Source organism: Nodularia spumigena CCY9414 (assembly GCF_000340565.2).
GTDB lineage: Bacteria > Cyanobacteriota > Cyanobacteriia > Cyanobacteriales > Nostocaceae > Nodularia > Nodularia spumigena.
Window position 1 is genome coordinate 1,058,987 of record NZ_CP007203.1, and the last position, 12,783, is coordinate 1,071,769.

Below are 12,783 nucleotides of genomic sequence, written 5' to 3' on the forward strand. Positions count from 1 at the left end.
AAGCCGGGGATCTTGTTTTTTGCAATTAAACTGAACTCAAATGTTTTTCTAGAACAGATTGGGGATTTGCTTCGGGACTATCAGCTTCAGAAGGTGGTACTAATTGCCAGAACTTAGGCAAATATTCTGACCAATTTTGCAGAATCATTTTCGCTTTTGGTGAACCAGTGCGATCGCAATGAGTTTTAATTAATTCTTGCAGTTGTTTTGCACCGGCTTGTGTCAGCACGCGCTGGATTTTGACAATTTCTGGATTGACTAATTCTGGGAATGAATTGTCTTCATCTAAGAAATAAGCCAGCCCTCCAGTCATCCCCGCGCCGACGTTACGCCCAACTTTGCCCAGGACAACAATCACGCCACCAGTCATGTACTCGCAGCAATGATCCCCAGCCCCTTCAATTACTGCCATACCTTTAGAGTTGCGTACAGCAAAGCGTTCTCCGGCTAAACCATTGGCAAATAATATTCCACCCGTAGAACCATAAAGGCAGGTATTGCCAACGATGACGTTTTGTGATGGGTCATAGGTGGCATCAGCCGGGGGCTTGATGATAATTTCACCACCGTGCATTCCCTTACCTACATAGTCGTTGGCTTCTCCTGACAGTGACAGAATCATGCCGGGAAGGTTGAAAGCACCAAAGCTTTGTCCCACACTACCTTGGAAATTCAGGTTAATTTGTCCTTCAAAACCACTATCACCATATTGGGAAGCGATCGCACCAGCCAACCGTGCGCCCACTGTTCTATCGGTATTGACTAACTTTAAGGTTTTGCTAACAGTGGATTGATTACTAATAGCCGCTTGAATTTCCGCATCAGCCAGCAATTGGTCATCCACTACCGCACCGTTGCTGTGGACTTCTTCATGTACCAACCAGCTACGTTCGCGAAGCGGCTCCTTCGGAGCATCATTTTTGGCATCTGGTAGCTGAAGTAAACAGTCGAGGTTGAGTCCTTGGGTTTTGGTAACTGTTGCGTCGGCGCGTGTTGTCAATAAATCAGCACGTCCCACGATATCCAACAAAGAACGGTATCCCAGTCTAGCTAAGAGATGGCGCACTTCCTCAGCAATGAAGCAGAAGAAATTTACAACGTGTTCCGGCATTCCTGAGAACCGTTTGCGGAGTTCTTCCTTCTGAGAAGCCACACCCACAGGGCAGTTATTCGTGTGGCAAATCCGCGCCATAATACAGCCTTCAGCAATCATGGCGATGGAACCAAAACCGAATTCCTCACCACCCATTAATGCACCTATTACCACATCCCAACCACTTTTGAGTCCACCGTCTACACGCAAAATTACGCGATCGCGCAGGCCGTTTTGCATTAAAACTCGATGTACTTCACTTAAACCCAGTTCCCACGGTGAACCAGCGTGTTTAATAGAACTCAGTGGTGATGCACCAGTACCACCATCATGACCAGATATCTGAATAATATCCGCGTTAGCTTTAGCTACACCCGCCGCAATCGTCCCAATGCCAATTTCTGCCACTAGTTTCACAGATACCTGTGCTTTGGGGTTAATTTGGTGCAGGTCAAAAATTAGCTGTGCTAAATCTTCAATGGAGTAAATATCATGGTGGGGTGGTGGTGAAATCAGTGTCACACCAGGCTTAGAACGCCTTAACATGGCAATGTAAGGACTAACTTTTGCCCCTGGTAACTGTCCACCTTCTCCAGGTTTTGCACCTTGGGCAATTTTGATTTCGATTTGTCTGGCGCTGCTTAAATATCCTGGTGTCACACCAAAGCGTCCTGATGCGACTTGTTTAATGGCACTAGAAGCAGTATCACCATTCCGTAATCCATGTAAATGTGGTAAAGTAGGGGATTTACCTGCTGCGTCTACATCATTGAGCACTTTATAACGGACTGGATCTTCGCCGCCTTCCCCTGAGTTAGATTTTCCGCCAATGCGGTTCATGGCGATCGCCAAAGTTTCATGGGCTTCTCGTGACAACGCGCCCAAAGACATCCCACCAGTACAGAAGCGTTTGAGAATCTCACTGACTGATTCTACTTCTTCTAAAGGAATGGGTGGGCGATCGCTTTCAAAATCCAACAAATCACGCAAAGCCGTCACCGGTCGCCCTTGCAGATGCTGTTTGTAAACCTCATAGTGATCATATTGCTTCCCATCCACCGCCTTATGCAGCGCCTTAGCCAATTCCGGGTTATTCATGTGGTATTCACCCTTGGGAAGACACTGCACAAAACCCAAATTTTCTAACTTCTTCGCCGTCAGTTCGGGAAAAGCCTTGCTATGGAAAGACAGCACCTCTTGCGCCAATTCGCTCACACTCAACCCACCAATGCGGGAAGTTGTGCCATAGAATCCCAGTTTTAATAAATCCCCACCGATACCAATAGCTTCAAAAATTTGTGCTGCTTGATAACTGGAAAGGAGAGAAATTCCCATCTTAGAGAGAATTTTCAGTAAACCCGAATTAATGGCTTTACGGTAATTTCCGATAGCTTCCTCTAGAGTCAGAGTAGCAATTTTACCCCTTTCCATGAAGCTTTGAGTTTTGGGTTCAAACCACCAACTGCGGACAGTATCCAAAGCTGTGTAAGGACAAACAGCATCTACACCATAACCAATCAGACAAGCAAAATGATGTGTACTCCAGCACTGGGCTGTATTCACAATCAGCGAAGTTTTTGTTCGCAATCCTTGGCGAATCAGATGATGATGTACAGCACCTGCGGCTAATAAAGGTGGAATGTAGGTATACTCTGTACTGATGCCATTTTCTCCTTCCAGCTGGCGGTCACTTAAAATTAAAATCTTTGCCCCTGCCTTGACAGATTCCGCCGCTTGTGCTTGCAAAGACTCTACAGCCTCTTTCAAACCTTCTGGGCCGTTAGCAATAGCAAACAACGTTGATAATTCCGCCGTCGCAAACCCTGATAACCGAATCGCCTCCAATTCTGTCTCAGTCAACACAGGCGATTCTAACTTCAGTTTCCGGGCGTGTTCTGGCTTCACTTCCAGTAAATTACCCCGTTCGCCCAGTTCCACATTCAACGACATCACCAACTTTTCCCGTAAAGGGTCAATAGGTGGGTTAGTCACTTGAGCAAAACGCTGTTTAAAATAGTCATACAGCAAGTGAGGTTTTTCTGACAGCACCGCTAGAGGAATATCATCCCCCATGCAGAAAGTGGCTTCTTTACCCTCAGCCGCCATTGGCTGAATTACCATTTCTACATCTTCTGTGGTATAGCCAAAGGCTAATTGATGACGCAGTAAGGTTTGTTTATCAATTGTGTTTGTGGGAGAATGACTCTTGCCATTACCATTCACAGATGAAGGCTGACTAACAAGATTTTTCAGTTCTTGACGATACTGTTTTAACCATTCCCCATAGGGATGCTGCTTGGCGATACGTTGCTTAATTTCCCAATTCTTCAGCACTTCATGATTGACTAAATCCACAGCAATCATTTGTCCTGGCCCAAGTCTACCTTTCTCAATAATGTTGGCTTCTGGGATGTCAACTACACCAGCTTCGGAAGCCACAACAATATAATCATCTTTAGTAATGACGTAACGGGCTGGTCTTAAACCGTTACGGTCTAATGTAGCGCCAACTTTTTCACCATCACTAAATACTAAAAGTGCTGGGCCGTCCCATGCTTCTTGCAGACCACTGTAATATTCGTAGAAATCAACAATTTCTGGGTATTTAGCCAAACAAGGCTGATTTTGGTATGCTTCTGGAACCATCATCATTAAGGCTTCCAAGGGACTCCGGCCAGAAAGTACCATTAATTCTAGGACGTTATCTAAAGTCGCCGAGTCACTATTATCAATGTGAACTAAGGGCTTGAATTCATCCGCGCGATTCTCCTTCAAAGAGGCTCTGCCAACGCCCCATACTGGATGATTCAGGCTGGCTTCTCGTGCCGTCATCCAGTTGATGTTACCCAATAAAGTATTAATTTCACCGTTATGACCCAATAGCCGCATCGGTTGCGCTAAAGGCCATTTGGGCATTGTATTAGTACTAAAGCGGCGATGATAAACAGCAAAAGCACTCTTATAAGCTGGATTTTTTAAATCTAGATAAAACTCTCCCAAAATAGCAGAACGCACCATGCCTTTATAAACAATTGTGCGACTGGACAAGGAGCAAATATAGAATTCTTCAGAAATATTTTTGGTAGCTTTGAAAATTCTTCTGCGGGTGATATACAACTCTCTTTCTAGTTCTTCGCCACTCTTATCGGCTGATGCTAGAAAAACTTGTTCTATTTGGGGTTGATTTTCTCTCGCTTGTCTCCCCAGTAAATTCGGTTGCACTGGTACTACTCGCCAACCCAGTACAGTTAATTTCTCTTCTGCGGCTATTTCCTCAAATATTGCCTTAATTTTTGCGGCTATTTCAGTATTTTGAGGTAAAAATAACATTCCCACCGCTACATTCCCCGAAGAATAGTCTTTTTGGAACAATTCCCAAGGGATAGCTGTCAAAATTCCTGCACCATCACCAGAATCTTGGTCTGCGCTACAACCACCCCGGTGTTCTAAGCAGGTCAATGCAGCTAAAGATTTTGTGACAATTTCGTGGCTAGCATAATTCTGGCGATGAGCAATAAAACCTACACCACAGGCATCTCGTTCTTCTACTAACCACCTTTGTCCCTGATAATTGTCCTGAGAGTTAATATCCGAAATTTTCATTGTTTGTGATTGATGCATCGCTTTATCTTTCATAGCCTGTTCCTGAGATGGTTAGTCACAAATCTTGCCAGTATTTGTGAGAAAAATTTCCTAGCCCTGAGCGTAGCCGAAGGGAGCGCAGCCGAAGGACTAAATTTGCTTCCCTGAGAAATACATAAAATAACCGAAATTTAGGGAAAAAATTTTAACTTCCGGTTTCTTTTCTTCTTTAACCGTGTTAAGATGATTGCAGTATTTTTTTATACTTACTGCATTAATACTGAGTGAGACAAATCACCTTTGCCCTCACAGCCCTTTATTGATATCGTAAAGCTCTTTTTTTGCTCAATTCTCTATTCCCAGATTAAGATTAACTTTCCAGTAAAACGTGTTTGTCTTACCCATAACACAACTTAGTTTTAAAGGCCGAAATAATCCTGATTCATCCACAAAATCAGCGTATTACACAACATACCCATTTGACAATTCATCCAAATATCTGTTGTTGTATATATTTATTTTTTGCTGATCATGTGATCTGTATTGCTACAAGACAGACCTTACTTAAATAGCAACCATCGGTGAGGATTGAATATTCTCAACCAGCTTTCAGAACTCAAACTACTGTATAGAGTCTGACTGAAACTAGTGATAGTTAAAACACTTAGTAACAGTGCTTTTAGTGGTATGATTACTTTTTGGATTTTACAAGAGACAGAGAGCCAATATATAGAGTATCACATTTGAGGAAAAATTAAATCACTATTTTTTAAGATTTGCTCACAATTAGTTAGCTAGTTGCTTGGGCGATAGTTGTCAAAAATAATGAGTAAATTATCGTACAAATGTCAAATCACCGCCGCAGAAAACATCACAGCGCTGTAGCCAAAAAGGCTACTCAAAAGTTTTTCCGGTCTATAGCGCCAACAATCTTAGCAATTATATTGTGCTTAACTGCTACCCATGCTCTGAGCGCTCAGGAATCCCAGATTCATACCAAACCGATTCCAGAATTGATTGTCCAGTCACGCACCTTGACTGCCGGAGCATCAGCTTCTGGGAACCAAATTACCCTGAATGGTCGGACTTTAGCTGGGGCTTGGTTGCAGGAATCCCGAACAGACGGTCAGGTAAAAACTCATCTGAGTGACGGCGCATTTAGGCAGTTCATGGGAGTTGATTTTTTAAGCAGCAATAGTGCAGCCAGACAGCCAGTTGAGTGGTTTTCACCAGTTAACCAGCCAGTGGTTTTAGCCACAAGGCAGCTAAAAGGGTATCGCTATCTGGATATTACTAATTTTGCCCAAGCAGCAGGTTGGCAGTTTCAAGCCAATGGGGATATTTTGGCGATCGCAATTCCCAAAGCCCAAATCAAAGATATTCGTCAGAGTCAGCAACCGTCAGGCGTAAGTAATCCTCCTTTTCAGTCAGCTCGCATCGTCTTAGATTTGGATCGCCCCGCACCTTGGCAACTTTCCCAAGGCTTACCCATAACCGAAGCAGACGAACCAGCCGCACGAGCCAATAGAGAGTGGATAGTCGCAATGGAAGGCATAGCCGATGCGGGTTTAATCCAACGCTACGCGCCGCCAACATCACTGCCGAATCCGCTCCCAAAATTACCCGCACAACCAACCCGTCAACCACTGATTAGAAAATTGGAGGTGGTCAACAACCGCACAATTATTAGTCTGAGTGTGCCGTTTGGGATGTCTCCCCAAATTTTCACCTTAGCAGACCCTAATCGCCTGGTAATTGATCTTCGTCCTGATGCCTTGGTACAACGAGATATTACTTGGGCTTCTGGATTGCGCTGGCGACAACAATTTGTCAATTTAGGTACAGAACGCTTTCCTGTAGTTTGGTTAGATATTAATCCCCAGCAAGTCGGGTTAACCTTAAAACCCATTGGCACAGACCCCAACAGCCAGACGGGGATTGCACCGCTAATTCAAATGGCACAGCAGTCTTCAGTTGTAGCAGCAATTAATGCTGGTTATTTCAACCGTAATAATAAATTACCCTTGGGCGCAATTCGTCGGGATGGTCAGTGGTTATCAGGGCCAATTCTCAACCGAGGAGCGATCGCTTGGAATGATTCTGGGCAATTTTACTTCGGTCGTCTCACCTTGCAAGAAACTTTAATCGCTGCCAATAATCAGAGGTTGCCGATTCTATTTGTGAATAGTGGCTACGTTCAGAGTGGTATTGCTCGTTACACCCCAACCTGGGGAACTAGCTACACTCCTTTAACAGACAATGAAGTTCTCCTGGTTGTCCAAAAAGACCGCGTGATAAATCAGCTACTAGGTGGAAAATCTGGAGAAACAGCCGTTCCCATTCCCCAGGATGGCTACTTATTAACATTACGTGCCAATGCTACTAATACTGCATCTCAATTGCCGATTGGTACAGCAGTCAGCATTACTAGCACCACTAATTCGGCTGAGTTTAACCGTTATCCCCACATCATGGGAGCAGGACCACTGTTGGTACAAAATAATCAAATTGTCCTGAATGCCCAAAGCGAAAAATTCAGTAAAGCTTTTATTAGACAAAAAGCTATTCGCAGTGGTATTTGCACAACAGCAAACGGCTCGTTGATGATTGCTGCTGTCCACAATCGGGCTGGCGGACTAGGGCCAACCTTAGCGGAACACGCCCAATTAATGAAGAATATTGGTTGTGTGAACGCCCTCAATTTAGACGGTGGTAGTTCAACCAGCCTTTACCTAGGAGGACAACTACTCGACCGTTCCCCGAATACTGCGGCTCGTGTCCACAACGGTCTTGGGGTTTTCTTGCAACAACAGTAATTAGGGCGTGGGGAGTGGGGAGTGTGGGGAGTGTGGGGAGTGTGGGAGGTGTGGGGAGAAGACGGTAACTTCCTAATGACTAATGACCAATGACCAATGACCAATGACCAATGACCAATGACTAATCCTTTTTAAAGTTAAGGATAAGCTGGCATTTTTTGGATGAAGACTTGATTTAGAAACGCCAGTTTTAGTAGTAATCCTTAACACCTCCAAGTGTGATTTTGCTATGTTTAGTAAAATGTGACTAAATTAATCAGTTTTACGGTGGCAAAGCTACGCCAAATTTTTCCATTAATGGTTAAGAGTAATGACGGTTTGTTATATCGACCAATGAGGTAACTATGGCTCAATTTCAAGAAACTACACAAACTAACACTCTGCCTATACCCGTCGCGATCGCTAATAAAAGCGTTGCAGCAACTGAGCTGCGTCCTTGGGGTTCTTTTACAGTTTTAGAAGAAGGGCGCGGGTATAAAATTAAACGTATCGAAGTTAAGCCTGGACACCGCCTCAGTTTGCAAATGCACCATCACCGCAGTGAACACTGGATTGTTGTCTCTGGTACAGCTAGAGTCCTGTGTGGTGAAAAAGAAGTGCTGTTGAGCAACAATGAATCAACCTATGTCCCCCAATGTACATCCCATCGTCTAGAGAATCCTGGCGTGATTCCTTTAGTGTTAATTGAAGTCCAAAATGGCGAATATTTAGGTGAAGATGATATTATTCGCTACCAAGATGATTATGCCCGTACTAAGGTTTAACGCCGCAACAGGGTAGGGTGTAAAAATTATGCAACTACGCTCAAATAAGAGGAAAGAGAGCAAGTCCTAAGTTGACAATTTCATAGACAAAACTATACTTATATTGACAAAAATCAATATATATTTTAGGAAAAAATCAACTACTTGATATATAATACGGTGATATCAAGTATTGAATTGAGACTATTGCCGACGCGAAAACCAAGCAATGATGGTGGTAGTCTTTTTCAGAAACTTAATTGGAACACAATCGCGTCTGGCTAAGGCGTGAAAGTCTACTGAGGGATAACTGCTCCCATGCTCCCGTTGAAGTAGAAAGTAAAGTCTAGTTTTGTCTAGGTTTTATATAGCAGTTAAGCAGGATAATTTGCCAAGTAATTTCAATCCCCCGCGCTCGGGTGTTCCCCGCGCCGATGCTCCCTGCTTCTTCTGTCCCTACCTGAATTTAGGTGGGGACTAACACTAATAGTGATATGCTTAGGTAATAATAGTAATTTACTAATCAATAAGCAGACAAGATTAGGAGTGCCTAGTCAAGCATAGGCTCATCCCTACTCCAGAAAAAATCAAAAAAAGATTTTTTGTGAACTTGTGATTTTTGTACTTCACCCGTCTGTAATATTGAAGATGGGGTTTTTTATTGCCAAAACTAATTCCATGATTCATTTGAGTCAAGTAGCCATCAGTGAAATTAGGCGATTACAGTTAAAACAGCAACCAAATGCTTTGTTGAGATTAACAATTAAGCAAGGCGGCTGTTCTGGGTTGTTTTACGATATGTCGTTTGATGAAACTGTAAAATTTAATGATCGCGTCTTTGACTTAAGCAGTATTAAAGTTATTGTAGATGACGAAAGCTTTAATTATGTCAATGGATTGGCATTGGATTATTCCGAAGATTTAATGGGTGGGGGTTTTCGCTTCCACAACCCTCAAGCGATCGCTACCTGTGGCTGTGGTAATTCTTTCTCCATTGCTACGCCCAACTCTGTTTAACTAAAAAAAAATTATAAGTTTGACATAAAAGCCCAAAAAAAGATATAATTAGGATTTGTTAAAACTTAGACACTCTAAGCAGCTTTACGCGCTGTAACTCATGCCAACAATACAGCAACTCATCCGTACTGAACGCGAAAAAGCGCGTCAGAAAACTAAATCTCCGGCTCTGAAGCAATGCCCACAACGTCGGGGTGTTTGTACAAGAGTGTACACAACTACACCTAAAAAGCCTAACTCAGCTCTACGTAAAGTAGCAAGGGTAAGACTGACATCGGGATTTGAAGTCACAGCTTACATTCCAGGTATCGGTCACAACTTGCAAGAACACTCAGTAGTCATGATTCGTGGCGGTCGGGTAAAAGACTTACCAGGTGTGAGATACCACATTATCCGTGGAACCTTAGATACAGCTGGAGTCAAAGACCGCAAACAAGGGCGTTCCAAATATGGAACCAAACGCCCGAAAGAAGCGAAAAAATAGGCAATAAGCGATTAATAGTATGAGATGACGATGAAAATGTTTCGGTGCGAAGAGCCGAAATACAGAAAAATTAGCGGTGCTTGCTTATTTAAAATCTCGCTAAAGCCTGATGAAGCTGGCAGAAGTAAGTAATTTTAAGCAGTATCCAGCAAACTGATACTAGCGGTTGCATCTAAATATTAAAATTTATGATGTTATCGCCTTCTCTAGTTGTAGTGAGCAAATCAATCAGTCAGTCTCCCTGCAACCTTAGAGAAAAAAAGACAAAGTTTGAACGGCGGCTTTCCCCGCCCACATATCCAGTGTCTGATAGCATATAATTTCGTTGACAAATCCGAATTAAAGGTAAAGTATGTCTCGTCGTGGTGTTATTCAAAGGCGTCCAGTTCCGCCTGATTCCGTATATAACAGTCGCCTGGTAAGCATGATAATCCGGCGGGTGATGCGTCATGGAAAGAAATCACTGGCTGCAAGGCTGGTTTATGATGCCATGAAAACTATTGAAGAACGCACTGGTGCTGCTCCTTTGGAAACCTTTGAAAGAGCAGTACGAAACGCTACACCTTTGGTAGAAGTAAAAGCTCGACGTGTTGGTGGAGCAACCTATCAAGTACCGATGGAAGTTCGCACAGACCGAGGTACAACTCTAGCCTTACGCTGGCTAGTAAATTTTTCCAGGTCTAGACCCGGCCGCACAATGGCAAGTAAATTAGCTAATGAGTTAATGGATGCTGCCAACGAAACCGGGAATGCAATTCGTAAGCGCGAAGAAACACACCGGATGGCAGAAGCTAACAAAGCTTTTGCACACTATCGTTACTAAGAAAAGCGGCGGTATATCGTGGATCTAAAAACGGTATATCGCGGACTCAGAAAGACAGATACGGTTTTCCGTAGAAGTATAGAATCTTAACAAAGAGTAATATACAAGATATCATGAGGCAAAAACTATAATAGGAGGCTACTGTGGCACGTACCATCCCGCTAGAGAAAGTACGCAATATCGGTATTGCGGCGCATATAGATGCGGGTAAGACAACGACAACCGAGAGAATATTGTTTTACTCTGGCATTATTCATAAAATTGGCGAAGTTCATGAAGGAACGGCCGTCACCGACTGGATGGCTCAAGAGCGTGAGCGGGGAATTACCATCACTGCTGCTGCAATCAGTACCAGTTGGAAAGATCATCAAATTAACATTATCGATACTCCAGGACACGTTGACTTCACAATTGAAGTAGAACGTTCCATGCGCGTGTTAGATGGCGTAATCGCAGTATTTTGTTCAGTAGGTGGCGTGCAACCGCAGTCGGAAACAGTGTGGCGACAAGCAGACCGCTACAAAGTACCTAGAATAGCCTTCATCAACAAAATGGATCGTACAGGCGCGAACTTTTATAGAGTTCACGATCAAATGTGCGATCGCTTGCGGGCTAATGCTATTGCCATTCAACTGCCAATTGGTAGTGAAACCGAATTTAGCGGCATCGTTGATCTGGTACGGCAACGTGCCTATATTTATAACAACGACGAAGGGACAGATATCGAAGAAACAGATATCCCCGCCGAAATGCAAGAAAAGGTAGCAGAATACCGCACCAAGCTCATAGAAGCTGTAGCAGAAACCAACGACGTTCTGATGAATAAGTACTTCGAGGGAGAAGAACTTACAGAAGCAGAAATTCGTACAGCCCTGCGTAAAGGTACAATTGCGAATAAGATTGTGCCAGTACTTTGCGGCTCGGCATTTAAAAACAAAGGCGTGCAGTTGATGCTGGATGCGGTGGTAGATTATCTACCAGCACCAACTGAAGTACCAGCAATCCAAGGTACATTACCGACTGGAGAAGCTGTTGAGCGTAGAGCTGATGATGAAGAACCTTTATCAGCTCTGGCGTTCAAGATTATGGCTGACCCCTACGGTCGTCTCACCTTTGTTCGTGTTTATTCTGGTGTTCTAAAGAAAGGTAGCTACGTTCTTAATGCTACCAAGAACAAGAAAGAGCGCATTTCCCGTCTGGTGATTTTAAAAGCAGATGAACGCATGGACGTGGACGAAATGCGGGCTGGCGATTTGGGAGCAGCCTTGGGATTAAAAGAGACATTGACAGGTGACACCATCACCGATGAAGGATCACCAGTAATTCTGGAATCTCTATTCATTCCTGAGCCTGTGATCTCGGTAGCGGTTGAACCCAAAACCAAGAATGACATGGACAAGCTCTCCAAAGCTCTGCAATCTCTTTCAGAAGAAGACCCCACCTTCCGCGTCCACGTTGATCCGGAAACGAATCAAACCGTGATCGCCGGCATGGGAGAGCTACACCTGGAAATTCTGGTAGACCGAATGTTACGAGAATTCAAAGTAGAAGCGAACGTCGGCGCGCCGCAAGTAGCTTACCGCGAAACAATTCGTAAAGAAGTCTCCAAAATTGAAGGGAAATTCATTCGCCAAAGTGGTGGTAAAGGTCAATATGGTCACGTTGTGATCAATTTGGAACCAGGCGAACCTGGTACGGGCTTTGAATTTGTTTCTAAGATTGTCGGCGGTACTGTACCCAAAGAGTACATTAGCCCCGCAGAACAAGGAATGAAGGAAAGTTGTGAATCCGGTATTTTGGCTGGATATCCATTGATTGATATCAAAGCAACTTTGATTGATGGGTCATACCACGATGTAGACTCTTCAGAAATGGCTTTCAAAATTGCTGGCTCAATGGCAATGAAAGAGGCAGTGTTGAAAGCTTCACCTGTACTCTTAGAACCTATGATGAAAGTTGAGGTTGAAGTTCCCGAAAACTACCTTGGGGATGTAATGGGCGACCTGAATTCCCGTCGTGGGCAAATTGAAGGTATGGGATCTGATGATGGTCTTGCCAAAGTAACTGCTAAAGTCCCATTGGCAGAAATGTTTGGTTACGCTACTGATATCCGCTCGAAGACCCAAGGACGGGGCATCTTCTCAATGGAATTTAGCCACTACGAAGAAGTACCTCGCAACGTGGCTGAAGCAATCATAGCGAAAAGCAAAGGGAACGCTTAATTA

7 protein-coding genes are annotated in these 12,783 nt (G+C 43.8%); 6 read left to right on the forward strand and 1 reads right to left on the reverse strand.

Translation table 11 applies throughout. The features are described from left to right. Positions 1 to 25 precede the first annotated feature (25 nt). On the reverse strand, positions 26 to 4,729 hold the full coding sequence (locus NSP_RS04725; RefSeq protein WP_006196392.1) for a glutamate synthase-related protein: 4,704 nt from the start codon (positions 4,727 to 4,729) through the stop codon (positions 26 to 28). Between the two features lie 791 nt (positions 4,730 to 5,520). Between NSP_RS04725 and NSP_RS04730 the strand changes: the two genes are divergently transcribed. The 6 genes from NSP_RS04730 to fusA all read left to right on the forward strand — a co-directional run bounded on the left by NSP_RS04730 (position 5,521) and on the right by fusA (position 12,780). Beyond that, positions 5,521 to 7,491 (forward strand): phosphodiester glycosidase family protein, encoded by a 1,971-nt coding sequence (locus tag NSP_RS04730; RefSeq protein ID WP_006196394.1) that lies wholly within the window; start codon positions 5,521 to 5,523, stop codon positions 7,489 to 7,491. Between the two features lie 344 nt (positions 7,492 to 7,835). Next, positions 7,836 to 8,255: a phosphomannose isomerase type II C-terminal cupin domain gene (locus tag NSP_RS04735; RefSeq protein WP_006196395.1), complete on the forward strand. Its 420-nt coding sequence runs from the start codon at positions 7,836 to 7,838 to the stop codon at positions 8,253 to 8,255. A 657-nt stretch (positions 8,256 to 8,912) separates the two neighbouring features. After that, positions 8,913 to 9,251 carry a HesB/IscA family protein gene (locus NSP_RS04740; RefSeq protein WP_173403332.1) on the forward strand — a complete coding sequence of 113 codons (339 nt, stop codon included), beginning with the start codon at positions 8,913 to 8,915 and terminating at the stop codon, positions 9,249 to 9,251. Between the two features lie 100 nt (positions 9,252 to 9,351). Beyond that, on the forward strand, positions 9,352 to 9,735 hold the full coding sequence (gene rpsL / locus NSP_RS04745) for a 30S ribosomal protein S12 (RefSeq protein WP_006196398.1): 384 nt from the start codon (positions 9,352 to 9,354) through the stop codon (positions 9,733 to 9,735). 352 nt (positions 9,736 to 10,087) lie between these two features. After that, positions 10,088 to 10,558 (forward strand): 30S ribosomal protein S7, encoded by a 471-nt coding sequence (gene rpsG / locus NSP_RS04750; RefSeq protein WP_006196399.1) that lies wholly within the window; start codon positions 10,088 to 10,090, stop codon positions 10,556 to 10,558. A gap of 143 nt (positions 10,559 to 10,701) precedes the next feature. Continuing rightward, on the forward strand, positions 10,702 to 12,780 hold the full coding sequence (gene fusA / locus NSP_RS04755; protein WP_006196401.1) for an elongation factor G: 2,079 nt from the start codon (positions 10,702 to 10,704) through the stop codon (positions 12,778 to 12,780). The last annotated feature ends 3 nt before the right edge of the window (positions 12,781 to 12,783 follow it).

Coding starts and splice junctions, on each gene's coding strand:
- rpsG (WP_006196399.1), top strand. CDS start 10,088: ATGTCTCGTCGTGGTGTTATTCAAAGGCGTCCAGTTCCGCCTGATTCC.
- NSP_RS04725 (WP_006196392.1), bottom strand. CDS start 4,729: ATGAAAGATAAAGCGATGCATCAATCACAAACAATGAAAATTTCGGAT.
- rpsL (WP_006196398.1), top strand. CDS start 9,352: ATGCCAACAATACAGCAACTCATCCGTACTGAACGCGAAAAAGCGCGT.
- NSP_RS04735 (WP_006196395.1), top strand. CDS start 7,836: ATGGCTCAATTTCAAGAAACTACACAAACTAACACTCTGCCTATACCC.
- NSP_RS04740 (WP_173403332.1), top strand. CDS start 8,913: ATGATTCATTTGAGTCAAGTAGCCATCAGTGAAATTAGGCGATTACAG.
- NSP_RS04730 (WP_006196394.1), top strand. CDS start 5,521: ATGTCAAATCACCGCCGCAGAAAACATCACAGCGCTGTAGCCAAAAAG.